A 25593-nucleotide genomic window follows, 5' to 3' on the forward strand; every position below is an offset into this window, starting at 1 on the left:
TGCGACAAAGTCGGTAATTGTAACGGCCCAAGGTGCCGCCTGTCAGTTTCTGACTGAGCCTATTACGGTTTGCGGGAAATGTAGTGGCTAAGACAAACAATGGCGCGTTTTGACTCAATATGTAGTGCCGAAATACGCGATTGTTTAGGAGGGTTACGGACAAGTTGGCCTGCCTCCCCAACTGGTGGCCTTCTGGAACCCGCGTATTTACTGGGCTGTAGCGGGGCGGTATTTTTTGGCAAGGGGTTTTTGTTATGGCGCGCGCATTGCTCCGAGGGCGGTCGGGCGGCATAATGTAGCCCCTTTTTTCAGCCCCTACATGTGGAAGGTTCCCGTGACTCAGAAGCCCGACCAGTGTCTTGGTGAATGGATCGACCGTGAAGCACTCGCAGAAGCGATGATCCCGCTTATCGGTCAGCTGTACCGCAATAACAATGTGGTGAGCTCGATCTATGGCCGCAGCCTGATCAACCAGTCCGTCATCGCGATTCTCAAAGCGCACCGCTTTGCACGCCATCGCTCTGCGGACGACAGCGAACTCTCCGTCCACGAAACATTCCCACTGCTTAAAGCCATGAGCGAGCTCAAGCTCGGCGCGGCCTCGGTAGACCTGGGCAAGCTGGCCTACAAATTCCGCAAGGAAGGCGCCGGCCGTACCGCCGAGCAGTTCGTGCGTGAAGAAATGGCCGATGTGGTTGGCCAGCAAAATGCCGCGGCCCGCAAAGGCACCGACGTGGTGCTGTACGGCTTCGGTCGTATCGGCCGCCTGCTGGCACGCATCCTGATCGAAAAAACCGGTGGCGGCGACGGCCTGCGCCTGCGTGCCATCGTGGTGCGCAAAGGCGCCGAGAACGACCTGACCAAGCGTGCAAGCCTGCTGCGTCGCGATTCGGTACACGGTCCGTTCAACGGCACCATCGTCATCGATGAAGAAAACAACACCATCACCGCCAACGGTAACCTGATCCAGGTGATCTACGCGAAGAACCCGTCCGAGGTGGATTACACCCAGTACGGCATCAAGGACGCCTTGCTGGTGGACAACACCGGTGTATGGCGTGACGCCGAGGGCCTGGGCCAGCACCTGGCCTGCCCGGGTATCGACCGCGTTGTGCTGACCGCGCCTGGCAAGGGCAAGCTGAAGAACATCGTTCACGGCATCAACCACGCTGACATCACCGCTGACGACAAGATCGTGTCCGCGGCGTCCTGCACCACCAACGCCATCGTGCCGGTGCTGAAGGCGGTGAATGACAAGTTCGGCATCGTCAACGGCCACGTCGAGACGGTTCACTCGTACACCAACGACCAGAACCTGATCGACAACTTCCACAAGGGCGATCGCCGTGGCCGTAGCGCCGCGTTGAACATGGTGATCACCGAGACCGGTGCTGCCACCGCTGCAGCCAAGGCCCTGCCTGAGCTGGCCGGCAAGCTGACCGGTAACGCGATCCGCGTGCCGACGCCGAACGTGTCCATGGCCATCCTCAACCTGAACCTTGAGAAAGCCGCCACCCGTGAAGAGATGAACGAGTACCTGCGCTACATGGCGCTGCACTCGGACCTGCACAAGCAGATCGACTTCGTCAACTCGCAGGAAGTGGTCTCCACCGACTTCGTAGGCTCGCGCCACGCCGGTGTGGTGGACGCCGAAGCGACCATTACCCAGGACAACCGCGTTGTCCTGTACGTGTGGTACGACAACGAGTTCGGCTACAGCTGCCAGGTGGTTCGCGTGATGGAAGACATGGCTGGGGTCAACCCGCCGGCGTTCCCGCGTTAAGCATTTGCGTTGAATGAAAAGCCCCGACTGGTTCGGGGCTTTTTTGTGGCTGGGGATTTTGTGCGGGCTGGAAGGGCCTCATCGGGGGCAAGCCCCCTCCCACATTTAAACCGCATTCCTGCAGGGTGAATGCGGTCCAGTGTGGGAGGGGGCTTGCCCCGATGACGTCAGTCCAGACAATACACGCCTTCATTCCAGCAACCTCTCCGACAAGCCCTTGGGCGCTAACCAGATCCCCAGGTAAGCCTTCGCCAGCTCATTGTCGCTGCTGCTGAATAACACTTCGCCATTGATTTCCAGGTCCAAGCCGCGTCCGGGTCGAAAATCCAGTGCGTAGCGATCACCGCTATGGATGTTGCGAAAGGCGGCATGCAGTTTGTCCACTTCGGATTTCAAGCGGTTGCTGATGTGCTGGCGCGCCAGTGTGGTGTTGGCGGCCTTGATCACGTCGTTGCGGTCGATGTCGCGAAAGTAATACAGCGTCAGGCGCAGCGCTGCCTGTTGGTCCCAGGCCTGCTTGGCGTTCAAATCCGGCGGGGCGTACAGCGCGGCCGCATACACATCCGCCCAGAGGTACGTGAGCACCGTCTGGTTTTTCAGCACCAATGCCTGGGAGTGTGTCGGAAAGTCGGCCTGCCTGAGTCGATTCGGCTCATTGGCCTGTGCGGTGATCGACAACATCAGCATTAAACCGAAAACCAGATGCCGCATAATGGCGCGTCCCGAAAAGATCCGTGGCTACAGGTTAATTCATTTTCCGGCAGCGACAGGGTTCAGGGATAATCTGCGCTGTGTAGTAAAGGCATTGCTGGCCTACGACGCGACCAAGGGTTAATGTTCGCGGCGTTGAGCCTTATATAGACTGTGCCCCGGTTCACACACTTGAGCCAAATTGTCCTTCATGACCGCTGGCCGCGGCATGATTTAGCCAGGCGTCCAACCGTACGCCTGGCCTGTTCTGAGGAGTACGCATGGCTGTCTACAACTACGACGTGGTGGTACTGGGTTCCGGCCCGGCTGGAGAAGGTGCGGCGATGAACGCTGCCAAAGCTGGGCGCAAGGTGGCGATGGTCGATAGCCGTCGCCAGGTCGGCGGTAACTGCACCCACCTGGGTACCATCCCGTCCAAGGCGTTGCGTCACTCCGTGCGCCAGATCATGCAATTCAACACCAACCCGATGTTCCGGGCCATTGGTGAGCCACGCTGGTTCTCGTTCCCGGACGTGCTCAAAAGCGCCGAGAAAGTCATCTCCAAGCAAGTCGCGTCGCGTACCGGCTACTACGCCCGTAACCGCGTCGACCTGTTCTTCGGCACCGGCAGCTTTGCCGACGAGCAAACCATCGAAGTGGTCTGCCCCAACGGCGTGGTCGAAAAGCTGGTGGCCAAGCACATCATCATCGCCACCGGTTCGCGCCCGTATCGCCCGGCGGACATCGATTTCCACCACCCGCGTATCTACGATAGCGACACCATCCTGAGCCTGGGCCACACCCCGCGCAAACTGATCATCTACGGCGCCGGCGTGATCGGCTGTGAATACGCGTCGATCTTCAGCGGCCTGGGCGTACTGGTGGAACTGGTGGACAACCGCGACCAGTTGCTGAGCTTCCTCGACTCGGAAATCTCCCAGGCGTTGAGCTACCACTTCAGCAACAACAACATCACCGTGCGCCACAACGAAGAGTACGAGCGCGTCGAAGGCCTGGACAACGGTGTGATCCTGCACCTCAAGTCCGGCAAGAAGATCAAGGCCGACGCCTTGCTGTGGTGCAACGGCCGTACCGGCAACACCGACAAGCTGGGCATGGAAAACATCGGGGTCAAGGTCAACAGCCGTGGCCAGATCGAGGTGGACGAGAACTACCGCACCTGCGTGACCAACATCTACGGTGCCGGTGACGTGATCGGCTGGCCGAGCCTGGCCAGTGCCGCTCATGACCAGGGCCGTTCAGCCGCTGGCAGCATCGTCGACAATGGCAGCTGGCGCTACGTGAACGACGTGCCGACCGGGATCTACACCATTCCCGAGATCAGCTCGATCGGCAAGAACGAACACGAACTGACCAAGGCCAAAGTGCCTTACGAAGTGGGCAAGGCGTTCTTCAAGAGCATGGCGCGTGCGCAGATCGCCGGCGAGCCGCAAGGCATGCTGAAGATCCTGTTCCACCGTGAAACCCTTGAGGTACTCGGCGTGCATTGCTTCGGCTACCAGGCGTCGGAGATCGTGCACATCGGCCAGGCGATCATGAACCAGCCGGGCGAGCTCAATACCCTCAAGTACTTCGTCAACACCACGTTCAACTACCCGACCATGGCCGAAGCCTATCGGGTAGCGGCCTACGACGGCCTCAACCGGCTTTTTTGAGCGGCTCCGGCCGGTGGCCTGAGCCGGCCGGGGAGACCGATTTCAGTAATTCCCGAGGGTGGCAGTGGCCAAACCGGGAAAGTCTGTAATCAGGCTATCTACGCCGAAGTCGGCGAGCCTGCGCATCAGCGCGGGTTCGTTGACTGTCCACACGGACACGTGCAAGCCCTGGCGCTGGGCTTTTTCCAGTCGCTCAGGGGTGCACAACGTCCAGTTCAACGCCAGGATCTCACAGCCATAGTTCTGCGCGACTTTCAGCGGGTCGAGCCAGGCATATTCGGCAACCAGGCCGCGTGACAGGTCCGGGGTGAGCTCAACCGCAGCTTTCAGCACTTCCCGCGAACTTGAGGTGACGGTGACTTTGTCCATCAGGCCAAAGCGCACGGCCATCTCCCGAATCGCCAGCACGGTGGTGGCGGCGCGGGTGCGCGAGGCGCTTTTGACTTCCAGTTGCCAGTGATCGAAGTCGCACTTCTCGAACAGTTCTTCCAGGCGTGGGATCGGGCAGGGCTTGACCCAGCCCGGGCCACCTTTGCGCGCATCCATCTTCACCAGGTCGGCCGCCGAATACTCGACGACTTTGCCGCGCCGGTCGGCGGTGCGCTTGAGGGTCGGGTCGTGGATGACCATCAACTCGCCGTCCATGGACAGGTGCAAGTCCAGTTCGCAGCGGCGTACGCCGTGCTTGAGGCATTCCTGGAAGCTGGTCAGGGTGTTTTCCGGTGCTTCGCCTTTGGCACCGCGGTGGCCGTAAATCAGGGTCACAGTTGCTCCTATGCGCCAGGTCTGCTGGCGGGGTAATACGAATTCAGGTGTCTTGGGCGTCGCTCTGTTCCCGTGCCAGGCGCCGTTCCTGCGCCTGTTTCTGCAGGATATAGCGCGCCAGCAATTGGCGTTGGGCGTCGGTCATGGCTTCGAATTCCGTGCCCACGTCAAAACCTGTGCCCTTGGGATCGCAATGGGTGACGCGGGCGCGCAGCAGCAGGCCAAGCGCCTGGGGCATCAGCACCAGCTTGACCGCCAGGTGGGCACCGGGCGACAGGGGCGTGGGGTGTTGGAAGTCGATACCGCCTTCGGAAATGATCACCGGCTGCGGCGCGCCGACTTCATCCAGCAGGCCGCGCGCCATGATCTGGCTGAGCAGGTCCAGGCGTTTGTTCTGTACTTTGAGGAAGGCGGCCAGGCTGCGATCTTTCTCATTGATCTGGCGCAACAGGTGCTGGGCCTCGAATTCGCTCAGGTGCAGTTCGCTGAGCAGATTGAACAGCGGCGAATCATCCAGCAACACTTCCTTGCTCGCCGCCTCGGGGGCAGACAGGCTTTTGATTTGGAGTGCGATCATGTCGGCGATACGGTAGTATTCGCGGCGCTCTTCTTCATCTAATGTCGACATGGCGAACCCCAAGTAGCGTTAATGGTCTGAGTGTAAAGCTGCTTACCAGACCCCGCCACCGGGACGTCTTCTTTTCCTCCGAACAAGCCCCGACATGTTCAGACCTCTCTTCGTATTTATCGGCACGCGTTATACCCGTGCAAAGCGTCGCAATCATTTTGTGTCGTTCATTTCCTTGACCTCGATGATCGGGCTCGCCTTGGGCGTGGTCGTGATGATCGTGGTGCTGTCGGTGATGAATGGCTTCGATCATGAGATGCGCACCCGCGTGCTGGGCATGGTGCCCCACGCCACCATCGAGGGCGATGCGCCCATCAGCGACTGGCAAAGCCTGGCCGCCAAGGTCAAGCAGAACCCCAAGGTACTGGCCGTTGCGCCGTTTACCCAGATGCAAGGGTTGCTGACCAACGACGGCAAGGTGCAGAAGATCCTGCTCAATGGCATCGACCCGGCCCAGGAACGTAATGTGTCGATCATCGACAAGTTCATGTTGTCGGGCAAGCTCGATGACCTGGCGCCCGGCGAGTTCGGCATCGTGATCGGCGACAAGGCGGCGGCCAAGCTGGGCGTGGGCCTGGGCGACAAACTGACCTTCGTCGCGCCGGAAGTCACCGTGACCCCGGCCGGCATGTTCCCGCGCATGAAGCGCTTTACCGTGGTCGGCACCTTCCACGTCGGCGCCGGCGAGATCGACGGCTACCTCGGCCTGACCAACCTTACCGACCTGGCCCGCCTGCACCGCTGGCAGCCGGACCAGGTGCAGGGCCTGCGCCTGAAGTTCAACGACCTGTTCGACGCACCGCGCACCTCGTGGGAAATCGCCCAGCATTTGGGCGACAGCCAGTACTACGCCCGCGACTGGACGCGCACCCACGGCAACCTCTATCAGGCCATCCGCATGGAAAAAGCCATGATCGGCCTGCTGTTGCTGCTGATCGTCGCCGTGGCCGCCTTCAATATCATCTCCACGCTGGTGATGGTGGTGAACGACAAGAAGGGCGATATCGCCATCCTGCGCACACTCGGTGCCACGCCGGGGCAGATCATGGCGATCTTCATGGTGCAGGGCACCGTGATCGGCGTGGTCGGCACCTTGATCGGCACGGCGGTCGGCATTCTGGCCGCGCTGAACGTGAGTGCCGCCATCGCCGGCCTCGAAACCCTGATCGGCCACAAGTTTCTCAATGCCGACGTCTACTTCATCGACTACTTGCCGTCCCAGGTGCAGGCCCAGGACGTGTTGATGGTAGGCGGCGCGGCGTTGGTCCTGAGTTTCCTTGCCACCCTGTATCCAGCCTGGCGCGCGGCGCGTACCCAGCCAGCACAGGCCTTACGTTATGAGTGAATCGGGCATGAGTGAAAAAGCAATCCTGAGCTGCCGCAACCTGGGCAAATCCTATGAGGAAGGTCCGGAGTCGGTGGTGGTGCTGTCCAACCTGCAACTTGAGCTGCACCCGGGCGAGCGCGTGGCGATCGTCGGCAGTTCCGGTTCCGGCAAAAGTACCTTGCTGAACCTGCTGGGCGGCCTGGATACGCCGTCCCAGGGCAGCGTATGGCTGGCCGGTGAAGAACTCTCGGCCCTTGGCGAAAAGGCCCGTGGCCAACTGCGCAACCGTTCGCTCGGTTTTGTGTACCAGTTCCACCACCTGTTGCCGGAATTCACCGCCCTGGAAAACGTGTGCATGCCGCTGCTGATCGGCAAGACCGCGATCCCGGAAGCCCGCCAGCGCGCCAAGGCCCTGCTGGAGCGCGTCGGCCTCGGTCATCGCCTGGAGCACAAGCCGGCCGAACTGTCCGGCGGCGAGCGCCAGCGTGTGGCAATCGCCCGTGCCCTGGTGAACAACCCGGGCCTGGTGATGCTCGACGAGCCTACCGGCAACCTTGACTCCCACACGGCCCAGGGCATCAAGGACTTGATGCTGGAACTGAGCACCCAGATGCGCACCGCGTTCCTGGTGGTGACCCATGACATGAGCATGGCCCGCCAGATGGACCGCGTGCTGCACTTGCAGGAAGGTCACCTGGTCGCCATCTGACCCGTTTCAAGCCCGGTGCTTCAAGCGCCGGGCTTTTTCATTTTTTCAGGCGGTGCAAGCGAATGTTCAGACCGTTATCGATTTTCATCGGCACGCGCTATACCCGCGCCAAGCGCCGCAACCGTTTTGTCTCGTTTATCTCGATGACCTCGATGATCGGCCTCGCCCTGGGCGTGTTGGCGATGATCGTGGTGTTGTCGGTGATGAACGGCTTCCAACGCGAAATGAGCTCACGCATCCTCGGCATGGTGCCCCATGCCACCATCGTCGGTGTGAACCCGATCGATAATTGGCAGCCCGTGGCCGCCGCCGCGATGAAGAACCCGGAAGTCACCGCAGCGGTACCGTTCACACAGATGGACGGCATGTTCTCCTACAAAGGCGCGATGCAGCCGATCGAGATCAGCGGCATCGACCCGGCGCAGGAAGGCAAGGTGTCGATCGTGGCCCAGCATATCGTGCAGGGCAAACTGGATGACCTCAAACCCGGCGAATTCGGCGTCGTGGTCGGCGAAATCACTGCCCGGCGTTTCCGCCTGAATGTGGGCGACAAGCTGACCCTGATCGTGCCGGAAATCAGCACTGCGCCGGGTGGCATCACCCCACGCATGCAGCGCTTGAACGTGGTGGGGATCTTCAAGGTCGGTGCCGAACTGGATGGCTCCATGGCCATGATCCACATGGCCGACGCTGCCGAGATCCAGCACTGGCAGCCAAACCAGGTGCAAAGCGTGCGCCTGGCGGTGAAAGACCTGTACGCGGCACCCAAGGTCTCGGCGGATATCGCCGCCAGCCTGGGCAGCGGCTACAAGCCCGATGACTGGACTCACTCCCAGGGCAGTCTGTTCAGCGCGATGAAGATGGAAAAGACCATGATCGGTCTGCTGTTGCTGATGATCGTCGCCGTGGCGGCATTCAACATCATCGCCACCTTGATCATGGTGGTGAACGACAAGGGCGCGGACATTGCGATCCTGCGCACCATTGGCGCCACGCCACGGCAGATCATGGCGATCTTCATGGTGCAGGGCACGGTGATCGGCATCGTCGGCACCTTGATCGGTGGCGTATTGGGCGTGATTGCGGCGTTGAATGTGAGTGAACTGGTGGGCTGGATGGAGCGGGTCACCGGGCAGCATATCTTCAGTTCGGACGTGTATTTCGTCAGCAACCTGCCTTCGGAGCTGCAGGGTGGGGATGTGGTGCTGATTTGCACGGCGGGGTTTGTGCTGAGCTTTTTGGCGACGCTGTACCCGGCGTATCGGGCGGCGAAGATTGAGCCGGCGCATGCGCTGAGATATTCGTAATATTCAAGACCGCCATCGGGGGCAAGCCCCCTCCCACACTTTGATCTGTGAGTACATTCAAATGTGGGAGGGGGCTTGCCCCCGATAGGGCCGGTAAAGCTTGCATCAATCTCCAGCAGGCAACTCGATCACAAACCGTGTCCATCCCGCCCCGGATTCACAATAAATCCTCCCCCCATGCGCCCGCACAATCGATTGGGTAATCGCCAACCCCAGCCCCGCATGCTCGCTGCTGCCTTCATGCCGCGCCGGGTCGGCCCGATAGAATCGGTCAAACAATCTTGGCAGCAACTCGGTTGGAATACCGTCCCCGGTGTTTTCGACTGAAAGCCTCACCCCATCTTCCATACGCACACGCACTTGGCCACTTTGCGGGGTGAACCGCAGCGCATTATCCAGCAGATTCGACAGTGCCCGCCGCAACATCCCACGGTCGCCCGTCGTATGGGCCGTGCCCTCGCGAACCAGGCTGATTTGCCTGTCCTCCGCCAGCAGCGTGAAAAACTCCAGTAACGCGTCCACTTCATCAGCCAGCGCCAACGGCTCGCGCTTGGGCATCAGCAAGCCATGATCCGCCTTGGCCAGGTACAACATGTCGTTGACCAGTTGCGCCATCCATTGCAGTTCTTCCAGGTTGCTGTGCAGCGCCTCGCGGTAATCCTCCAGCGGCCGCGGCTGGGTGAGGATGACCTGGGTCTGGGTCAGCAGGTTCGACAGCGGCGTGCGCAGTTCGTGTGCGATGTCGGCGGAGAACGCCGAGAGACGTTGGAACGCGTCTTCCAGACGACCGAGCATGGCGTTGAAGGCCTGTGCCAACTCGGCCAGTTCCACCGGCATATGTTGCTGGGGCAGGCGCTGGGTCAGGGAATGGGCGGACACACTGGCGGCCACTTCGCCCATGCGCCGCAACGGTCGCAACCCGCTGCGAGCGGCCCATGCGCCGAGCAGGGCAGTGGCCAGGGCTGACAGGCCGACGGTGAGCCAGATCAGATGCTGCATGCGTTGCAGGAAATGTTGATGGTGGGTGATATCGAGCATCAGCGTCAGTTGCGGCGAATCCGGTTGGTCGGCCCTCAGCGGCGCGTTGTAGACACGGTAGTCGGTGTCGGCGTTTTGCAGGCTGTGCAGGCCGGGCGCTGCGGGCAAGTCGATGCTGGGTGCATCGTCCAGCCAGCGTTGGCCGGCCGCGGTGATACGCAGGGTCAGGTCGGGCTGGCGACTGAGTTCGGCGCGCAATTGCGCTTCACGCTGGGCCAGCGCTTCCCGTGAGTCGACCCCCTGCAACGTACTGCGCAGCGCGATCAGCTTGCTGTCGAGCTGTTGCTGGTCCAGCTCAATGAAGTGCGCTTCGCTGGCACGGTTGAACAGCACGCCGGCAATCAACGACACCACCGCTGTGCAGGCGGCAAACAGCAACGCCAGGCGGCTGGCCAGGGACAGGCGCTTGATCAATTGACCCGCTCCTCCAGCACATAACCCATGCCGCGTACGGTGTGGATCAGTTTGTTGGGGAAGTTATCGTCGACTTTCAGGCGCAGGCGGCGGATGGCGACTTCGATGATGTTGGTGTCGCTGTCGAAGTTCATGTCCCACACTTGGGAGGCGATCAGCGATTTGGGCAGCACTTCGCCCTGGCGCCGCAGCAGCAGTTCCAGCAGGGAGAATTCCTTGGCGGTCAAGTCGATGCGCTGGCCGTCCCGCTCGACGCGGCGGCGGATCAGGTCCAGGCGCAGGTCGGCCAGTTGCAGCGCAGTTTCCTGCGGTGTGCTGCCGCCCCGGCGCAACAGGCTGCGCACGCGGGCCAGCAGCTCGGAAAAGGCGAAAGGCTTGACCAGATAGTCGTCGGCGCCCAGTTCCAGGCCGTGCACGCGGTCTTCCACGGCATCGCGGGCGGTGAGGAACAGCACCGGGATATCCAGGCCGGCGCTGCGCACGGCTTGGAGGATCTGCCAGCCATCCCGGCCCGGCAGCATCACATCGAGGATCAACAGGTCGTAGTCACCGGTCAATGCCAGGTGCTGGCCGCTGGTGCCGTCGGCCACCAATTCGGTGGTAAACCCTGCCTCGGCCAGGCCCTGGCGCAGGTAGTGGCCGGTTTTGGGTTGGTCTTCGACGATCAGCAGTTTCATGGGCGACTCTTGGCAACGATGGACGACGGCTTTATACCTTGGGTGCCAGGGCAGGAGGGCAACCTGACAAAGTTGTAATCTAGCAGTCAGCTGGCTGGCAGCGGCGCATTCTTAGAGTGTTCCCCTGGCTGGTCACACATTTTGGAGAAAACAGATGGCGTTGCGTACACCCTTGTTGTTGGCGGGTTGCCTGTTGGCGTTGAGTGTTGAGGCGATGGCCGATGGCGCCCATACCTATGCGTTCGGTGAAGCTGCACCGGCGAGTAAGGCCACGCGTACCGTGGAAGTGACCCTGCAGGATATTTCCTTTTCGCCCAAGTCCCTGGATGTAAAAGCCGGTGAGACGGTGCGCTTTGTATTGGTCAACAAAGGGCAGTTGCTCCACGAATTCAACCTGGGTGACGCGGCGATGCATGCCGAGCACCAGAAGGAAATGTTACAGATGCAGGCCAGCGGTATGCTCACGTCCACCGGCATGGGCAACATGGACCACGGCGCCATGGGCCATGGTGCGATGAAACACGACGATCCCAATAGCGTATTGGTCGAGCCTGGCAAAACCGCCGAGCTGACCTGGACGTTCACCAAGGCCACGGGCCTTGAGTTTGCCTGCAACCTGCCGGGGCATTACCAGGCGGGCATGGTCGGCAAACTCAACGTCGATTGATCCGCCGGCGCTTAGGCGCGGGGGCAAAGGCTGGTAGACTGGCGCGGTTTATTTAGCCAGGTTTCCGCCATGCATCCCGCAGCCGAACATTCGCCGCTGGGCAAGTCCAGTGAATACATCTCCACCTACACCCCGTCGTTGCTGTTCCCGATTCCACGCGCCGCCAAATGGGCCGAACTGGGCCTGAGCGCCGAGACCCTGCCGTACAAGGGCGTGGATTTCTGGAACTGCTTCGAACTGTCTTGGTTGCTGCCGTCGGGCAAGCCGGTGGTGGCCATCGGCGAATTCAGCATCCCGGCCGACTCGCCGAACATCATCGAGTCCAAGTCGTTCAAGCTGTACCTCAACTCGCTGAACCAGACCGCGTTTGCCGATACGGCCAGCCTGGAAGCCACCCTGCGCACAGACCTCAGCACCGCAGCCGGTAAACCGGTGAGCGTGCGCATCCGCAGCCTGGCCGAGATCGAGGCCGAAGGCGTGATGGCGCTGCCGGGCGTTTGCATCGATGATTTGGATATCAGCGTCAGCAACTACGGGCACCCGCGCCCGGAGCTGCTGCGTTGCGATAACTCGCGCGTTGTCGAGGAGAGCGTGCATAGCCACCTGCTCAAATCCAACTGCCCGGTAACCAGCCAGCCCGACTGGGGCAGCGTGGTGGTGCAATACCGTGGCCACGCGCTGGATCACGCCAGCCTGCTGGAGTACATCGTGAGCTTTCGCCAGCACTCGGACTTCCATGAACAGTGCGTAGAGCGCATCTTCCTGGACCTGCAGCGCTTGCTGAAGCCGGAAAGATTGACGGTGTATGCGCGCTATGTGCGGCGGGGTGGGTTGGATATCAACCCGTATCGCAGTACTGAGGATGTGGCGTTCCAGAACGTGCGGCTGGCTCGCCAATAGGCTTGATGCAAGATAAATGTGGGAGGGGGCTTGCCCCCGATGGCGGAGTGTCAGTCACAGAACCTGTGTCTGAACCTCTGCTATCGGGGGCAAGCCCCCTCCCACATTTGGATCCGGGCTGGCGGGAAGATTAGATTCCCATGCTGCCCAGCGTGTTCATGATATTGCGCAGTGCCCCGGAAATGGCCGGGTGTTCAGCATCGAACTCTATGGCCGCTTTATTCACATCGTCGGAAATACTGGGTGTCTGGGTGGCCGGTTCCAGCTCAAGTTGCAATTCGAACTTGGCAATCAAGGCCTCCAGTGCTTCACGTTTTTCTTCCGACAGCGGCGGTTGCTGTTCCAACTGCCCGCGCAGGATTTCGACCTGGTCTTCCAGTTTTTTGCGATCAGGCATGATGTGTTTCCTTTTATCGATAGGCACTGGCATAGACCGCGGCACGCCGAGAAAGGTCTACGGGCTAGCCTGTAGATTAATCCACTGGCGTCGACTGTGCATGATCCGTGTCAGGGCTTCTCGCCTTTGAGCTGGCGCAGGCTGATGTCCGCCAGGCAGGTGCCGAGCTCGCCCAGGTGATCGATCACCGAGTGTACGCCCAGCCCGTACAGCGCGAGGGTGGCCTTGCCGCGCTTGAGCTCGCGTTCCGGCTCGCTCAGGGCCTGCCATTGCTCGGGTGCCATGCCGCACAGCGAGCCGCAGGAGGCCAGGCCGATGGTCCACAACCCTGCGTTAAGGCCCGATTGCAGCAGGCGCGGTTCGCCGCTGACCAGTACGCAGCCTTCCAGGCGTTCGATGTTCAGCTCCATCAAGGCTTGCCAGCAGGCATGGGGTGCCGGCCAGCGAATGGAGGAGGGCGATGCCGCCTTGACCCAGTTGGGTAGCGTGGCGGCCAACGGCGTGGTGACGGCGGGGGGGAGTTCATCCAGCCAGGCGCAGGGCACGCCTTGTTCCTTGAGGCTGCGCAAGATTTTCAGCGCACCCGGTGTGGCTTGGGAGTCGGGGGCCTGGGAGTCGGTACGGGCCCGGGAACCGAAGTCCACCAGACAGCCACTCAGGCCAAACAGAACGGCGGTCAGGGCGGGGGCGCTGGCGATGGCTATCTCGGCGTGGGGCATGTCGACATCCCTGAAATAGCGCTAACGCTATCCAGGCACCATGACAGGCCGATGACAGTCGGGTTGATTGTAGGAATTTTGTGCATTTTGAATCAGACGTTTCCTAGCAGCTGCCTAATTGGCGACTTCCGGCATATACTGACCGCCTTATTCAGGGCATAGCGCCCATGACAGACCATTCAAGGAGCAAAAGCTATGCGCTGGAGCCACTATTTCGCTCAGCTGTCGGTGTGTGCCACTATCTTTCTGGCGCCGTTCGCCGCACAGGCAGCTTCGGAAGACGATCCATGGGAAAGCGTCAACCGCCCGATCTTCACCTTCAACGACACCGTTGATACCTACGCACTGAAGCCATTGGCCCAGGGTTACCAGTTCGTGACCCCGCAATTCGTCCAGGATGGCGTTCACAACTTCTTCCGCAACATCGGCGATGTCGGCAACCTGGCCAATAACGTGCTGCAGCTCAAGCCCCAAAAGGCCGGTGTAGATACGGCCCGTTTACTGGTAAACACCACCTTCGGCGTGTTGGGCTTCATCGATGTAGGCACCAAAATGGGGCTGCAACGCAGTGATGAAGACTTCGGCCAGACCCTCGGCTACTGGGGTGTCGGCAGCGGCCCTTATGTAATGCTGCCGCTGCTGGGTCCAAGCACCTTGCGTGACGCGCCGTCCAAGTACGTGGACAGCTACACCCAGCCGTATCGCTACATGAACGATATCGGCTGGCGCAACAGCACCTTCGGCCTGAACATCGTCGATACCCGTGCCAGCCTGCTTGACAGCGAGAAGCTGATCACCGGTGACAAGTACACCTTTATCCGTAACGCGTACCTGCAGAACCGCGAGTTCAAGGTCAAGGACGGCAAGGTCGTCGACGACTTCTAAGCCGTTATGTTTTGACATGAAAAAGGCGACCCCGGCGGTCGCCTTTTTTGTGCGCGGTTTTCAGCGCATTTTCAGGATCCTGAGACCCAGCTGCTGGTCTTCGCCGTTGGTTTTGGTCCACACCACCTCGGTGTCCGCCTCCAGGCCCTTCAGCGCGGCGTGCTCCGAGTCGATGCGCACGGTCAACAGGTCGCCCGTGTTGAACTGGCGCGGCGCCTGCACCTGCATGCCGGAGCTGGAAAGGTCCACGCAAACCCCGGCAATCTCTTGCCCTGCGTGGATCAGAGACACATCGGCATCCACACGCATGCGGATGAAATCGCGTTTTTCGGCGTAGTCGCGCTCGTGTTCGCTCATGGGTTCCATCCTTTCTTTGTGTTGTGGTCGTGCCTGTTCTTATAACTCCCGGTGATTTGCGGTGTAAAGACGCTCGGCGACCATCGGCATGAGCTTGAAACCCCTGACGGATGGGAGTACCGTCTGCGCCTTAGAAGGGCACCTCTGCTTTACCATTGTGCATGGGAAAAATCCCAATGCCTTGTAGGACAGAGAGGCTAGAAAGCGAATCCAGTACGTGAGCCCGGCCATTGTCGCGCCACCTACGCCAACCTAATTCTGGCGCCGTTTGCCCACATGCAAAAAACCAGTGCCACGCTGCTGATAATCGATGACGACGAAGTAGTGCGCGCGAGCCTTGCGGCCTATTTGGAAGACAGTGGCTTCAGCGTCCTGCAGGCCAGCAATGGCCAACAGGGTCTCCAGGTGTTCGAGCGCGACCAGCCCGACCTCGTGATCTGCGACTTGCGCATGCCCCAGATGGGCGGCCTCGAGCTGATTCGCCAGGTGACCGAGCTCGCCCCGCAGACGCCCATGATTGTCGTGTCCGGTGCCGGCGTGATGAACGATGCCGTCGAAGCGTTGCGCCTGGGCGCTGCCGATTACCTGATCAAGCCCCTGGAAGACCTGGCAGTGCTGGAGCACTCAGTGCGCCGTGCGCTGGACCGGGCGCGCCTGCTGGTGGAAAACCAGCGCTACCGCGAAAAGCTCGAAACCGCCAACCGCGAACTCGAAGCCAGCCTCAACCTGCTCCAGGAAGACCAGAATGCCGGGCGCCAGGTGCAGATGAACATGCTGCCGGTCAGCCCGTGGACCATCGACGAATTCCAGTTCGCCCACCAGATCATCCCGTCGCTGTACCTGTCGGGTGATTTTGTCGACTACTTTCGCGTCGACGAGCGGCGTGTCGCGTTCTACCTGGCCGATGTGTCCGGCCACGGTGCTTCCTCGGCTTTTGTCACCGTGTTGTTGAAGTTCATGACCACACGGTTGCTGTTCGAATCCAAGCGCAACGGCACCTTGCCGGAGTTCACCCCCTCCGAGGTGCTGGGTCACATCAACCGAGGCCTGATCAGTTGCAAGCTGGGCAAGCACGTGACGATGGTCGGCGGCGTGATCGATGAAGAAACCGGTCTTTTGACCTACAGCATCGGCGGTCACCTGCCGATGCCTGTTTTATACACTCCTGACAGTGTGCGTTACCTGGAAGGGCGTGGCCTGCCCGTAGGCTTGTTCAATGAAGCGACCTACGAAGACCACATCCTGGAACTGCCGCCGACGTTCAGCCTGACGCTGATGTCTGATGGCATCCTGGACCTGCTTCCAGAGCCTACACTCAAAGAGAAAGAAGCCGCCTTGCCCCAAAAGGTCAAGTCGGCGGGCGGCAGCCTGGATGGCCTGCGGCAGGTTTTTGGATTGGCCACGCTGGGGGAGATGCCGGATGATATCGCCCTATTGGTGTTGAGCAGGAATCTTTGATGAGTACCGGAAGAATCCAATTCGCCGAGCAAGACGGGACCTTCGTCCTGAAGTTTGTCGGTGAAGTGCGCCTGACCTTGTGTTCGGCGCTGGATGCGACGATTGAGCGGATCTTCACAGCGCTGAACTTCTCGGCGATCGTGATCGATCTGACCGAAACCCGCAGCATCGATAGCACCACCTTGGGCCTGTTGGCCAAGTTGTCCATTCTGTCTCGGCAGAAGGTCGGCCTGTTGCCGACCGTCGTCACCACCCACGAAGACATCACCCGCCTGTTGCAGTCCATGGGCTTCGACCAGGTGTTCAACATCGTTGACCGCCCGATCCCATGCCCGGAATGCCTCACCGACCTGCCGTCCCAGGACCAGTCCGAGGAAGTGGTGCGGGTCAAGGTGCTGGAAGCGCACAAGATCCTGATGGGCTTGAATGATTCCAACCGCGAAGCCTTCCACGACCTCGTCAACGCCCTTGAGCGCCACTGACCTCCTGGGTTGAATGCATTCCAAATGTGGGAGGCGGCAAGCCCCCTCCCACATTGAAGTAAGACAGGCTTCAGATCGGCTGAGCACAAAAAAGGGCGGTACCCGCGAGGGAACCGCCCTTTTTGCCACTGCCTGCCTTACAACTTGGCAGTCAGCAACGCCTCCAGCTTCTCCTGGTCCCGAGCAAACTGACGAATCCCTTCCGCCAGCTTCTCAGTCGCCATCGCATCCTCGTTGGACTCCCAACGGAACTGCGCTTCAGTCAGATGCACGCGTGCTTCACCGGCATGCCCCGGCGACAGCTTACGCTCCAGCTTGCCCTTATCCGCCGCCAGTTTCTCCAGCAGGTCCGGGCTGATGGTCAGGCGATCACAACCGGCCAACTCCTCGATCTGGCTCAGATTACGGAAGCTCGCGCCCATCACCACGGTTTTGTAGCCATTGGCCTTGTAGTAGTTGTAAATGCGCGTCACCGACTGCACGCCCGGGTCTTCGGCACCGGTGTAATCGTTGCCGTTGGCCTTCTTGTACCAATCATAGATACGGCCCACGAACGGCGAGATCAGGAACACACCGGCTTCGGCACAGGTCACGGCCTGGGCGAAGGAGAACAGCAGCGTCAGGTTGGTCTGGATGCCTTCTTTTTCCAGCTTCTCCGCCGCGCGGATGCCTTCCCAGGTGGAGGCGATCTTGATCAGCACGCGGTCACGGCCAACGCCGGCTTTGTCATACAGGTCGATCAGGCGATGCGCACGCTTGAGAATCGCGTCTTCGTCGAACGACAGGCGGGCGTCCACTTCAGTGGAAATACGGCCCGGCACCACTTTGAGAATCTCTTGACCCACCGCCACCGCAAACCGGTCGCTGGCCAGGCCCACATCGCCGTTGCAGTCCTGCACGCACTCATCCAGCAGCTTGGCGTAGCCCGGGATCGAAGCGGCCTTGAGCAGCAGGGAAGGGTTGGTGGTGGCGTCTTGCGGCTTGAGCTTGGCGAGGGTGGAGAAATCGCCGGTATCGGCTACGACAGTGGTGAATTGCTTGAGTTGTTCCAGCTTGGAAGTCATGGGCGTGCTCTGTCCTGTGGGTCTGATGACATTACCCGAGCACCGGCAGGCGCTCAAGGGCGCAAATGCGTTCGATCGTTTGCGAGGGCAACAACCTGAAAACGGCCGTTTGAATGCCTTGTCTTGGTGCTAAATAGGAGGCCAAAACTGCCGACAGGTTCAACCCAATTCCCGCATGATCACCACAATTCAAAGGTGGAAGGGGGCTTGCCCCCGATAGCGGCAGACCAGTCCCCCAGACTTGAACGGACTTACCGCCCTTCCAGCAAAGCCCCAGCCTGATCCAGCAACGCCAGCGGATCACTCGCCTTGTGAATATCCACCGACAACAACTGCCTGAACTTGCGCGCCCCCGGAAAACCGGTACCCAACCCCAGAATATGCCGAGTGATATGGTGCATCGAACCACCGCTCGCCAAATGCTGCGCAATATACGGCCGCAACTGCACCAGCGCCTCAGCCCGACTGATCACCGGCGCCTCACTGCCAAACAACTGCTGATCCACCTCCGCCAGCAAATACGGATTGTGATAAGCCTCCCGCCCCAGCATCACCCCATCAAACGTCTGCAAATGCTCATGGCACTGCTCCAGCGTCTTGATCCCGCCGTTGAGAATAAACTCCAGCTCAGGGAAATCCCGCTTCAACTGCGCCGCCACGTCATAACGCAACGGCGGAATGTCACGGTTTTCCTTCGGCGACAGCCCTTCCAGAATCGCAATCCGCGCATGCACGGTAAAACTGGTGCAGCCCGCGTCCTTCACCGTCCCGACGAAATCACACAGCTCGGCGTAGCTGTCCCGGCCATTGATGCCGATGCGGTGCTTCACCGTCACCGGAATCGACACCGCGTCGCGCATCGCCTTCACACAATCGGCAACCAGGGCAGGATGCGCCATCAGGATCGCGCCGATCATGTTGTTTTGCACCCGGTCGCTGGGGCAACCGACGTTCAGGTTCACCTCGTCGTAGCCAGCGGCCTCGGCCATACGCGCGCAAGCCGCCAGATCAGCCGGAACACTACCGCCCAACTGAAGGGCCAGCGGGTGCTCGGCTTCATTGTGGCGCAGGAAACGGTCGTGGTCGCCGTGGAGGATCGCGCCAGTGGTGACCATCTCGGTGTAGAGCAGGGCGTGCTTGGAGAGTAGGCGCAGGAAGAACCGGCAGTGGCGGTCGGTCCAATCCATCATCGGGGCGACGGAGAAGCGGCGGGAGAGTGGGGCGATTTGTAGGGGCATTGGGGCGTCTGAGTCAGCGGGGTGAATGGCGCGCAGTTTATCAGGGATGTATGTTGGGTGTCGGGGAGCCGAGATTTGCGTCCACTACCATTTCGAACGTGGACGCTGCCGTGTATGGAATACACCGAGGATTTGCAGGCGATCACTGCGTATCCGATACGGAATCAGATATGACCAATTGGGGACTGCCCATTCACGGGTGTTTTTGACCCGGCCTTCACGACCCATGGAGGGAAATTGAGCCAGTTTGTCGACGCTGGCGAAAATGGCATCGGAGAAGTCGTCAGCAGCCGTTGGATTTTCGAGAGCGATATAGTTCGCTTCGTCTTCTAGATTTTTGAGCGCTTTTTCAAGCCACTCAACCCGCATTCCGACTCCAGCGCCTAGCGCGCATGGCCGCCACTTGATCGTCGGTGGCGAATTTGCCTTGGTCAGCTTCTTTCACGGCCAACTCGATCTGAGCGGTCAGCGTTTTTTCATGCTCGATGTAGTCGCGAAGAACGTCCATCGCCAGGTAGGTCGCAGTCTGGCCGTTGCTTTTGGCCAAGTCGGCAAGAGAGTTGGACAGGTCTTCCGGCAGGGTTAGGGAGATTCCAGTCATGGCGACCTCGAAGGTTGATGGTTGTGGGCATCTTACACTGTGGATCGTTGGCTTGAATCAGCAGGTCGTCGCGAGGTGTATCCAGAAGCTACTAACCTTAATTCAGAGCATCATGGTTTTATCGATTTGGTCTAAGGGCGTTCGCGGAAACCTTCCTACTCTTCTTTCGGCTTGCCCCTCAGACCACACATTGCCTAACAAATCACGCAATCCTTATATCGATCAAATCAGCGCTCCCTCCGAACACCCAACCGGCAACCTGAACCCCTCCTGTCACCCAGCAAAGTTTCATCATTCCCGGCGCTTTTGAGCGCTACGATCCTCTTCAAGAGAGGACCTCCGCGCCTCCATTCCACAGGGAACTGAAACCATGATTTCGAACCTCGTTAAAGTCGTTATGGTTGCGGGTACGTTGCTGTTGGGCGCGTGTTCGACAGGGTCGGCCGGCGTGAGCAGTGACCCGTGTTTTTCAGGCGGATGCCAGGCGTTTGGGGACCATAGCCCCAGCAAAGCCGCCAAGATGAATTTTGGCGGCGGTGGGTTGGGGAGTAGTTATGGGGAGTATGGGGCGGGGTTGTTGCATGATGATTGATGGGGTGGTGGGCAGTCGTGAATGTGTTGACTGACCCACTGCCATCGGGGGCAAGCCCCCTCCCACAGTTGGATCTTCATTGGATCGGGAAGTGTGGCGTCAGTGGCCGCCCTTCATGCGGCGGGCGATGAGGTAGATGCCCAGGCCGATCAACGCTGTAGCGGCGCCGATGTAGCCGGTGCTGGTCCAGCCATACCCGGCTGTAATCGCCATCCCGCCCAACCACGGTCCCAGCGCATTCGCCAGGTTGAACGCCGCGTGGTTCGACGCCGCCGCCAGGCTCGGGGCTTCGTGGGCGATGTCCATCAAGCGGATTTGCAGGGGAGCGGCCATGGCGATCATGGTGCCGACCAGGCCAATGCCCAGCAGCACGCTCCATAGCGAACTGGCGGCGAAGGTGAAGAAGATCAGCACGGCCATCGACCACACCATGATCCAACCCACGGCGCGAAATTGCAGGCGGTCGAACAGCTTGCCGCCGGCGATGTTGCCGATGATGCCGCCGACGCCAAACGCGGCGAGGCCGAAGGGAATCCACTGCGGCGAGACTTTGGTCACTTCCAGCATGGTCGGCGCCAAATAGCTGAACACGCAGAACATCCCGGCAAACCCGATCGCGCCAATCGACAACGCCATCCACACCTGCGGTTTGGTGAAGGCGCGCAGTTCCTTGCGCGGGTCGCTGCGTTGTTCGTCGTGACGATGGGGCACGAATTGCCAGACCAGTAAGAGGGTGCACAGGGCAATCACGCTGACCAGTGCAAACGCCGAGCGCCAGCCCAGGTGTTGGCCGAGGAAGGTGGCGATGGGGTTGCCGAGCAGCATGGCCAGGGTCAGGCCCATCATCACGCGGGCCACGGCGCCGGCGCGTTTGTCGTTGGGCACCATGCTCGAGGCGACCACGGCGGCGATGCCGAAGTAGGCGCCGTGGGGCAGGCCGCTGATAAAGCGGAAGGCCACCAGCGAGCCGAAGGTCGGGGTGAAGGCGGTGGCCAGGTTGCCCAGCGCATACAGGCCCATCAGTAACAGCAGCATATGTTTGCGCAGCAACTTGGCGCCGAGGATGGCCAGCAGTGGGGCGCCGACCATCACGCCCAGGGCGTAGGCGCTGATGGCGTGGCCGACTTGCGGTTCACTCAAATTCAGATTGTGGGCGATGTCGGGCATCAAGCCCATGATGGCGAATTCGCCGGTGCCGATCGCGAAGGCGCCCACGGCCATGGCCGCTTCCATTTTGGCGGCGCTGCGCGCGGGCAGCACATGCCCGGGTGTTTGCTGGATAGTCATGGGTAACTCTGGTTGGATGTAGCGCACGAAGGAGAGCCGCTGATGCTACGCAAGCGGCGGCAAAGGTGTCTAGAACAGCCGTTTGCGTCAGAGTTCCAGGCCTGTGACCCCTGGTCGCGCCTGCCACGCTTGACATCGACGGGTTAAAAGCCGCGATTTAGAGCTGTCAATTGGCCAAACGGCGCATAAACGCCGTTTGCCGTGATATTCTGCGCGCCGTCCTGGTCTAGTCTCTCCTGGGTACGTACATCCGTATACGTCCCGGCGGTTGGCTGTCGCCCAGGTAGCTGAAGCCAATAATGATAAAAAGTCAGCGCAGAAGGGACATAAACAGTGAGGTCGATACGTCGGCCTTGTGTGCCCACCCTGCGGCCCTCTCGTGAATGTGCAAACCCCGCGGTGCGTTGCCTGGCGCATCGTGATGGAGGGTTGCCCATGATCAGGGGCGGTAGGGCGGATGGCGTTTTATCATAGGTGCTACTGATGTTTAAAAAAGTAAACACTGCCCTGCTGGGGCTGGCTTTGTCGCTGGGGATCAGCTCCGCTCAGGCGGAAGAGGCAAAGAAAGTCGATGTGCTGCTGATTGGCGGCGGCATCATGAGTGCGACCCTGGGTGTCTGGCTCAACGAGCTGGAGCCGGACTGGTCGATGGAGATGGTCGAGCGCCTCGATGGCGTGGCCGAAGAAAGCTCCAACGGCTGGAACAACGCCGGTACCGGTCACTCGGCCCTGGCTGAGCTGAACTACACCCCGGAAGACAAGAACGGCAACGTTGAGATCCCGAAAGCGGTCGAGATCAACGAAGCGTTCCAGATTTCCCGTCAGTTCTGGTCCTGGCAGGTCCGCCAAGGCGTGCTGAAGGACCCGCGTTCGTTCATCAACACCACACCGCACATGAGCTTTGTGTGGGGCGATGACAACATCAAGTTCCTGAAAAAACGCTACGAAGCCCTGAAGGCCAGCCCGCTGTTCGCTGGCATGCAGTACTCCGAAGACCCGGCGCAGATCGCCAAGTGGGTTCCGCTGATGATGGAAGGGCGTGACCCGAACCAGAAAATCGCGGCCACCTGGAGCCCGCTGGGGACCGACATGAACTTCGGCGAGATCACCCGCCAGTTCGTCGCTCACCTGCAGACCACGCCTAAGTTCGACCTGAAGCTGTCGAGCGAAGTGCAGGACATCACCAAGAACGCCGACGGTTCGTGGCGTGTGAGCTACAAAAACCTGAAAGACGGCACCAAGACCGAAACCGACGCCAAGTTCGTGTTCATCGGCGCCGGCGGCGGTGCGCTGCACCTGCTGCAGAAGTCGGGCATTCCTGAAGCCAAGGAATACGCTGGCTTCCCGGTAGGTGGTTCGTTCCTGGTGACCGATAACCCAACCGTTGCCGAGCAACACCTGGCCAAGGCCTACGGCAAGGCTTCGGTTGGCGCGCCACCGATGTCGGTTCCGCACCTGGACACCCGCGTGCTGGATGGCAAGCGCGTGATCCTGTTTGGCCCATTCGCGACCTTCTCGACCAAGTTCCTGAAAGAAGGCTCGTACCTGGACCTGCTGACCAGCACCACCACCCACAACATCTGGCCAATGACCAAAGTCGGTATTCGTGAATACCCACTGGTCGAGTACCTCGCCGGCCAACTGATGCTGTCGGACGACGACCGCTTCAAGGCGCTGCAAGAGTACTTCCCGAACGCCAAGCAATCCGACTGGCGCCTGTGGCAAGCCGGTCAGCGCGTGCAGATCATCAAGCGTGACGAGGAGCAAGGCGGCGTCCTGAAGCTCGGCACTGAAGTGGTCAGCTCCGCCGACAACACCATCGCGGGCCTGTTGGGTGCATCGCCAGGCGCGTCCACTGCGGCCCCGATCATGCTGACCGTGCTGCAGAAAGTGTTCAAGGACAAGGTCGCGACCCCTGAGTGGCAGGCCAAGCTGCACCAGATCGTACCGAGCTACGGCACCAAGCTGAACGACAGTCCGGAAGCGGTTGCCAAGGAATGGGCCTACACCGCCGAAGTCCTGCAACTGCCTACGCCGCCTGTGATTCCGCAAATGGCTGCACCCAAGGCCACCGAGGCTGCCAAGCCCGCGGCTGAGCCGAGCAAGCCGGCGTCTGATCTGGCGCTGTAAGCCAGGCTGATGCACAAAGCCCGCTGAACCGGTAACGGTCAGCGGGCTTTTTTGTGGGGCGGTGTTTAAGCGCGGGTGTGCTCGCGGTCGACCGGCGGCAGTTCGACCGTACGCTCGGCCGCGGCCAGGGCCGCCTTCAGCCCGGGCTGGTCCAGCGGCACGCAGTACGCGGGCTTGGCCCGCTCGAACCGCCAGCTTTCATCCAGGCTGCCGGCATCGACGGCGTCAAAGCCCAGCTCGTCGAGCAGGGTGATTACCTGCGCTTTGGCGACAGCATCGTCGCCGGCCACCGGCAATGCGCGACGGTCAGGTGCGCCGTGGGGGCGAGCATGATCGGTAATGTCCGCGGCGAAAATCGCGTTGAACACTTTGATCACCTTTGAGTGGGTGAAGTGTTCGGCGAGCAGTCGGCTGGTGGTGGTTTCAAATCGATCCAGCGCGGGGAAATGACCGTCGCGCTCCGGGTAGTAGTTGTTGGCGTCGAGCAAGGTCTTGCCTGCCAGCCACTGCGCCGGGACTTTTCGGTAGTGTTCAAACGGAATCGCCACCAGCACCACGTCACCAAACTGTGCGGCATCTTCTGCGCTGCCCACTTTTACGCCGCGTATGCCACTTACCACGCTGCTCATGGTCTGCGGGCCGCGAGAGTTGCTCAACATCACTTCATGCCCGGCCGCCAGTGCCCGCTGTGCCACGGCGCGCCCGATAAAACCGGCTCCAATCACGCCAATCTTCATGGTCTTGCTCCTGATAAAGGGGGAAGCCGCTATGATGATTGGCAACCAAGTGGCGATAAATAAGCACTATGGCGCGGGTGTTATTACTGGGAGTAGGGAATGATGGACCGTCTATCGAGCATGAATGCCTTTGTGATCGCTGCGGAATTGGGCTCCTACGCCCGCGCCGCCGAGCGTTTGCACATGTCGGCGCAAATGGTGGCCAAACACGTTGCCGCGCTGGAGCAGCGCCTCGGTGCGCGGTTACTTAATCGCACCACGCGCAGGCAAAGCCTCACGGAGTTGGGGAGCGCGTACTACGAACGTTGCAAACATATCCTTACGGAGGCCGAAGCTGCGGACTCGCTGGCGCAAATCATGAATGACACGCCGCGTGGCAAGCTGAAGATCACCGCGCCTGTGACCTTCGGTTCCTACAGCCTGATGCCACTGATTACTGCATTCCTGCGCGATAACCCTGACGTGGAAATCGACCTGCACCTGACGGATCGCTTCGTCGACTTGGTGGAAGAGGGCTATGAAGCAGCCTTCCGCATCGGTCCATTGGCGACCACCGGCCTGACAGCCCGGCCACTGGCGCCTTATCGCCTGGTGGTCTGTGCTTCGCCTGCGTACCTGGCTGCGCGGGGTACGCCGCAGGTGCCGGCAGACCTGGAACGTCACGAATGCCTGGGCTATGCCTTCTGGTCACGCCCGGCGGACCGCGAGTGGATATTTCATCAAGGCTCGACGCTGTACAGCGTACAGGTGACCAGTCGTCTGCAGATCAACGAAAGCCGGGCATTGATGTCGGCGGCGCTGGACGGTTTCGGCATGGTTCTCGGCCCCCAGGATTTTTTGCGTACGGCAATGGCCCGCGGTGAGTTGGTACAGGTGCTGCCGGACTTCGAGGCCCCGAGCCGGCCAATGCATCTGGTCTACACCGCAAATCGGCAGCGCACCGCCAAGTTGCGGCGATTTGTCGAGGCAGTGCTGGCGCGTTTCGGTCCGGTTTGAGCATTCAAGTACCCGACGAGCCTTTCGTCTACCCCATGAACGCAACGCCCTCAGGTTCAGCAACCTGAC

The 25593-nt window shown here is 60.5% G+C and carries 27 protein-coding genes; 13 read left to right on the forward strand and 14 right to left on the reverse strand.

Features of this window, described 5'->3' with window-relative positions:
- Window positions 1-319: 319 nt before the first annotated feature.
- Window positions 320-1783, forward strand: coding sequence for a glyceraldehyde-3-phosphate dehydrogenase (locus tag BFN10_RS06775; protein WP_071489016.1), 1464 nt, complete (start codon window positions 320-322; stop codon window positions 1781-1783).
- Between the two features lie 189 nt (window positions 1784-1972).
- On the opposite strand, the gene BFN10_RS06780 is transcribed toward BFN10_RS06775, so the two are convergent.
- Window positions 1973-2494 carry a chalcone isomerase family protein gene (locus BFN10_RS06780; protein ID WP_071489017.1) on the reverse strand — a complete coding sequence of 174 codons (522 nt, stop codon included), beginning with the start codon at window positions 2492-2494 and terminating at the stop codon, window positions 1973-1975.
- 260 nt (window positions 2495-2754) lie between these two features.
- On the opposite strand from BFN10_RS06780, the gene sthA reads away from it, so the two are divergent.
- Window positions 2755-4149, forward strand: coding sequence for a Si-specific NAD(P)(+) transhydrogenase (sthA, locus tag BFN10_RS06785; RefSeq protein ID WP_010212052.1), 1395 nt, complete (start codon window positions 2755-2757; stop codon window positions 4147-4149).
- A 42-nt stretch (window positions 4150-4191) separates the two neighbouring features.
- Here the strand turns inward: sthA and BFN10_RS06790 are convergent, their stop codons facing one another.
- Both BFN10_RS06790 and BFN10_RS06795 read right to left on the reverse strand, forming a co-directional pair.
- On the reverse strand, window positions 4192-4914 hold the full coding sequence (locus BFN10_RS06790) for a glycerophosphodiester phosphodiesterase (protein ID WP_016975274.1): 723 nt from the start codon (window positions 4912-4914) through the stop codon (window positions 4192-4194).
- 43 nt (window positions 4915-4957) lie between these two features.
- Window positions 4958-5542 carry a PilZ domain-containing protein gene (locus tag BFN10_RS06795; protein ID WP_071489018.1) on the reverse strand — a complete coding sequence of 195 codons (585 nt, stop codon included), beginning with the start codon at window positions 5540-5542 and terminating at the stop codon, window positions 4958-4960.
- 94 nt (window positions 5543-5636) lie between these two features.
- On the opposite strand from BFN10_RS06795, the gene BFN10_RS06800 reads away from it, so the two are divergent.
- From BFN10_RS06800 to BFN10_RS06810, 3 genes are all read left to right on the forward strand, one after another.
- On the forward strand, window positions 5637-6887 hold the full coding sequence (locus BFN10_RS06800; protein ID WP_071489019.1) for a lipoprotein-releasing ABC transporter permease subunit: 1251 nt from the start codon (window positions 5637-5639) through the stop codon (window positions 6885-6887).
- A gap of 7 nt (window positions 6888-6894) precedes the next feature.
- Entirely contained in the window at window positions 6895-7578 is a 684-nt protein-coding gene (gene lolD, locus BFN10_RS06805; protein ID WP_017477213.1) for a lipoprotein-releasing ABC transporter ATP-binding protein LolD, read from the forward strand.
- Between the two features lie 62 nt (window positions 7579-7640).
- Entirely contained in the window at window positions 7641-8885 is a 1245-nt protein-coding gene (locus BFN10_RS06810) for a lipoprotein-releasing ABC transporter permease subunit (protein ID WP_071489020.1), read from the forward strand.
- A 105-nt stretch (window positions 8886-8990) separates the two neighbouring features.
- Here BFN10_RS06810 and BFN10_RS06815 read toward each other — a convergent pair whose 3' ends face one another.
- Window positions 8991-10337: a heavy metal sensor histidine kinase gene (locus BFN10_RS06815; RefSeq protein WP_071489021.1), complete on the reverse strand. Its 1347-nt coding sequence runs from the start codon at window positions 10335-10337 to the stop codon at window positions 8991-8993.
- Entirely contained in the window at window positions 10334-11014 is a 681-nt protein-coding gene (locus BFN10_RS06820) for a heavy metal response regulator transcription factor (RefSeq protein ID WP_058424549.1), read from the reverse strand. Before BFN10_RS06820 ends, BFN10_RS06815 begins: the two co-directional genes overlap by 4 nt.
- Window positions 11015-11168: 154 nt before the next feature.
- Between BFN10_RS06820 and copI the strand changes: the two genes are divergently transcribed.
- Window positions 11169-11681 carry a copper-resistant cuproprotein CopI gene (gene copI / locus BFN10_RS06825; protein ID WP_071489022.1) on the forward strand — a complete coding sequence of 171 codons (513 nt, stop codon included), beginning with the start codon at window positions 11169-11171 and terminating at the stop codon, window positions 11679-11681.
- 69 nt (window positions 11682-11750) lie between these two features.
- On the forward strand, window positions 11751-12581 hold the full coding sequence (queF, locus tag BFN10_RS06830; RefSeq protein WP_071489023.1) for an NADPH-dependent 7-cyano-7-deazaguanine reductase QueF: 831 nt from the start codon (window positions 11751-11753) through the stop codon (window positions 12579-12581).
- A 130-nt stretch (window positions 12582-12711) separates the two neighbouring features.
- Here the strand turns inward: queF and BFN10_RS06835 are convergent, their stop codons facing one another.
- Together BFN10_RS06835 and pcrP are read right to left on the reverse strand one after the other, a co-directional pair.
- Entirely contained in the window at window positions 12712-12978 is a 267-nt protein-coding gene (locus tag BFN10_RS06835; protein ID WP_071489024.1) for a DUF4404 family protein, read from the reverse strand.
- A 110-nt stretch (window positions 12979-13088) separates the two neighbouring features.
- Window positions 13089-13697 (reverse strand): HAD superfamily inactivated hydrolase PcrP, encoded by a 609-nt coding sequence (pcrP, locus tag BFN10_RS06840; RefSeq protein ID WP_071489025.1) that lies wholly within the window; start codon window positions 13695-13697, stop codon window positions 13089-13091.
- A 195-nt stretch (window positions 13698-13892) separates the two neighbouring features.
- Between pcrP and BFN10_RS06845 the strand changes: the two genes are divergently transcribed.
- Window positions 13893-14582 carry an MlaA family lipoprotein gene (locus tag BFN10_RS06845; protein ID WP_071489026.1) on the forward strand — a complete coding sequence of 230 codons (690 nt, stop codon included), beginning with the start codon at window positions 13893-13895 and terminating at the stop codon, window positions 14580-14582.
- 60 nt (window positions 14583-14642) lie between these two features.
- On the opposite strand, the gene BFN10_RS06850 is transcribed toward BFN10_RS06845, so the two are convergent.
- Window positions 14643-14939: a PilZ domain-containing protein gene (locus BFN10_RS06850; protein WP_071489027.1), complete on the reverse strand. Its 297-nt coding sequence runs from the start codon at window positions 14937-14939 to the stop codon at window positions 14643-14645.
- A 276-nt stretch (window positions 14940-15215) separates the two neighbouring features.
- On the opposite strand from BFN10_RS06850, the gene rssB reads away from it, so the two are divergent.
- Window positions 15216-16397 (forward strand): two-component system response regulator RssB, encoded by a 1182-nt coding sequence (gene rssB / locus BFN10_RS06860; RefSeq protein ID WP_071489029.1) that lies wholly within the window; start codon window positions 15216-15218, stop codon window positions 16395-16397.
- Window positions 16397-16879 carry an anti-sigma factor antagonist RssC gene (gene rssC, locus BFN10_RS06865; RefSeq protein WP_003218919.1) on the forward strand — a complete coding sequence of 161 codons (483 nt, stop codon included), beginning with the start codon at window positions 16397-16399 and terminating at the stop codon, window positions 16877-16879. Before rssB ends, rssC begins: the two co-directional genes overlap by 1 nt.
- Window positions 16880-17016: 137 nt before the next feature.
- On the opposite strand, the gene tal is transcribed toward rssC, so the two are convergent.
- The 4 genes from tal to BFN10_RS06885 form a co-directional block, all read right to left on the reverse strand.
- Window positions 17017-17943: a transaldolase gene (gene tal / locus BFN10_RS06870; RefSeq protein WP_071489030.1), complete on the reverse strand. Its 927-nt coding sequence runs from the start codon at window positions 17941-17943 to the stop codon at window positions 17017-17019.
- A 251-nt stretch (window positions 17944-18194) separates the two neighbouring features.
- Window positions 18195-19181: a tRNA dihydrouridine(20/20a) synthase DusA gene (gene dusA, locus BFN10_RS06875; RefSeq protein ID WP_071489031.1), complete on the reverse strand. Its 987-nt coding sequence runs from the start codon at window positions 19179-19181 to the stop codon at window positions 18195-18197.
- Between the two features lie 84 nt (window positions 19182-19265).
- A complete protein-coding gene (locus tag BFN10_RS06880) occupies window positions 19266-19550 on the reverse strand; it encodes a type II toxin-antitoxin system RelE/ParE family toxin (RefSeq protein WP_071489032.1) in 285 nt (94 codons plus the stop codon).
- Window positions 19540-19782, reverse strand: coding sequence for a CopG family ribbon-helix-helix protein (locus BFN10_RS06885; protein ID WP_071489033.1), 243 nt, complete (start codon window positions 19780-19782; stop codon window positions 19540-19542). Before BFN10_RS06885 ends, BFN10_RS06880 begins: the two co-directional genes overlap by 11 nt.
- 370 nt (window positions 19783-20152) lie before the next feature.
- Between BFN10_RS06885 and BFN10_RS29685 the strand changes: the two genes are divergently transcribed.
- Entirely contained in the window at window positions 20153-20374 is a 222-nt protein-coding gene (locus BFN10_RS29685) for a hypothetical protein (RefSeq protein ID WP_071489034.1), read from the forward strand.
- A 99-nt stretch (window positions 20375-20473) separates the two neighbouring features.
- On the opposite strand, the gene BFN10_RS06895 is transcribed toward BFN10_RS29685, so the two are convergent.
- Complete coding sequence (locus BFN10_RS06895; RefSeq protein WP_071489035.1) at window positions 20474-21661, reverse strand: MFS transporter; 1188 nt, start codon at window positions 21659-21661, stop codon at window positions 20474-20476.
- 483 nt (window positions 21662-22144) lie between these two features.
- On the opposite strand from BFN10_RS06895, the gene mqo reads away from it, so the two are divergent.
- Entirely contained in the window at window positions 22145-23791 is a 1647-nt protein-coding gene (mqo, locus tag BFN10_RS06900; RefSeq protein WP_071489036.1) for a malate dehydrogenase (quinone), read from the forward strand.
- Between the two features lie 65 nt (window positions 23792-23856).
- Here the strand turns inward: mqo and BFN10_RS06905 are convergent, their stop codons facing one another.
- A complete protein-coding gene (locus BFN10_RS06905; RefSeq protein WP_028619443.1) occupies window positions 23857-24528 on the reverse strand; it encodes an NADPH-dependent F420 reductase in 672 nt (223 codons plus the stop codon).
- A 99-nt stretch (window positions 24529-24627) separates the two neighbouring features.
- Here BFN10_RS06905 and BFN10_RS06910 point away from each other — a divergent pair, with 99 nt between their 5' ends.
- Window positions 24628-25524 carry a LysR family transcriptional regulator gene (locus BFN10_RS06910; protein ID WP_071489037.1) on the forward strand — a complete coding sequence of 299 codons (897 nt, stop codon included), beginning with the start codon at window positions 24628-24630 and terminating at the stop codon, window positions 25522-25524.
- Window positions 25525-25593 lie beyond the last annotated feature (69 nt).

The organism is Pseudomonas extremorientalis (assembly GCF_001870465.1).
GTDB classification, from domain to species: domain Bacteria; phylum Pseudomonadota; class Gammaproteobacteria; order Pseudomonadales; family Pseudomonadaceae; genus Aquipseudomonas; species Aquipseudomonas extremorientalis.

What these genes read in the sequence shown, in the direction of transcription:
- BFN10_RS06910 (WP_071489037.1), top strand. Translation starts at nt 24,628, where the DNA reads ATGATGGACCGTCTATCGAGCATGAATGCCTTTGTGATCGCTGCGGAA.
- BFN10_RS06820 (WP_058424549.1), bottom strand. Translation starts at nt 11,014, where the DNA reads ATGAAACTGCTGATCGTCGAAGACCAACCCAAAACCGGCCACTACCTG.
- BFN10_RS29685 (WP_071489034.1), top strand. Translation starts at nt 20,153, where the DNA reads ATGATTTCGAACCTCGTTAAAGTCGTTATGGTTGCGGGTACGTTGCTG.
- BFN10_RS06880 (WP_071489032.1), bottom strand. Translation starts at nt 19,550, where the DNA reads ATGCGGGTTGAGTGGCTTGAAAAAGCGCTCAAAAATCTAGAAGACGAA.
- queF (WP_071489023.1), top strand. Translation starts at nt 11,751, where the DNA reads ATGCATCCCGCAGCCGAACATTCGCCGCTGGGCAAGTCCAGTGAATAC.
- dusA (WP_071489031.1), bottom strand. Translation starts at nt 19,181, where the DNA reads ATGCCCCTACAAATCGCCCCACTCTCCCGCCGCTTCTCCGTCGCCCCG.
- rssB (WP_071489029.1), top strand. Translation starts at nt 15,216, where the DNA reads ATGCAAAAAACCAGTGCCACGCTGCTGATAATCGATGACGACGAAGTA.
- BFN10_RS06780 (WP_071489017.1), bottom strand. Translation starts at nt 2,494, where the DNA reads ATGCGGCATCTGGTTTTCGGTTTAATGCTGATGTTGTCGATCACCGCA.
- BFN10_RS06895 (WP_071489035.1), bottom strand. Translation starts at nt 21,661, where the DNA reads ATGACTATCCAGCAAACACCCGGGCATGTGCTGCCCGCGCGCAGCGCC.
- BFN10_RS06775 (WP_071489016.1), top strand. Translation starts at nt 320, where the DNA reads ATGTGGAAGGTTCCCGTGACTCAGAAGCCCGACCAGTGTCTTGGTGAA.
- BFN10_RS06795 (WP_071489018.1), bottom strand. Translation starts at nt 5,542, where the DNA reads ATGTCGACATTAGATGAAGAAGAGCGCCGCGAATACTACCGTATCGCC.
- mqo (WP_071489036.1), top strand. Translation starts at nt 22,145, where the DNA reads ATGTTTAAAAAAGTAAACACTGCCCTGCTGGGGCTGGCTTTGTCGCTG.
- BFN10_RS06905 (WP_028619443.1), bottom strand. Translation starts at nt 24,528, where the DNA reads ATGAAGATTGGCGTGATTGGAGCCGGTTTTATCGGGCGCGCCGTGGCA.
- copI (WP_071489022.1), top strand. Translation starts at nt 11,169, where the DNA reads ATGGCGTTGCGTACACCCTTGTTGTTGGCGGGTTGCCTGTTGGCGTTG.
- BFN10_RS06850 (WP_071489027.1), bottom strand. Translation starts at nt 14,939, where the DNA reads ATGAGCGAACACGAGCGCGACTACGCCGAAAAACGCGATTTCATCCGC.
- BFN10_RS06885 (WP_071489033.1), bottom strand. Translation starts at nt 19,782, where the DNA reads ATGACTGGAATCTCCCTAACCCTGCCGGAAGACCTGTCCAACTCTCTT.
- BFN10_RS06800 (WP_071489019.1), top strand. Translation starts at nt 5,637, where the DNA reads ATGTTCAGACCTCTCTTCGTATTTATCGGCACGCGTTATACCCGTGCA.
- BFN10_RS06845 (WP_071489026.1), top strand. Translation starts at nt 13,893, where the DNA reads ATGCGCTGGAGCCACTATTTCGCTCAGCTGTCGGTGTGTGCCACTATC.
- pcrP (WP_071489025.1), bottom strand. Translation starts at nt 13,697, where the DNA reads ATGCCCCACGCCGAGATAGCCATCGCCAGCGCCCCCGCCCTGACCGCC.
- BFN10_RS06835 (WP_071489024.1), bottom strand. Translation starts at nt 12,978, where the DNA reads ATGCCTGATCGCAAAAAACTGGAAGACCAGGTCGAAATCCTGCGCGGG.
- BFN10_RS06810 (WP_071489020.1), top strand. Translation starts at nt 7,641, where the DNA reads ATGTTCAGACCGTTATCGATTTTCATCGGCACGCGCTATACCCGCGCC.
- rssC (WP_003218919.1), top strand. Translation starts at nt 16,397, where the DNA reads ATGAGTACCGGAAGAATCCAATTCGCCGAGCAAGACGGGACCTTCGTC.
- lolD (WP_017477213.1), top strand. Translation starts at nt 6,895, where the DNA reads ATGAGTGAAAAAGCAATCCTGAGCTGCCGCAACCTGGGCAAATCCTAT.
- tal (WP_071489030.1), bottom strand. Translation starts at nt 17,943, where the DNA reads ATGACTTCCAAGCTGGAACAACTCAAGCAATTCACCACTGTCGTAGCC.
- sthA (WP_010212052.1), top strand. Translation starts at nt 2,755, where the DNA reads ATGGCTGTCTACAACTACGACGTGGTGGTACTGGGTTCCGGCCCGGCT.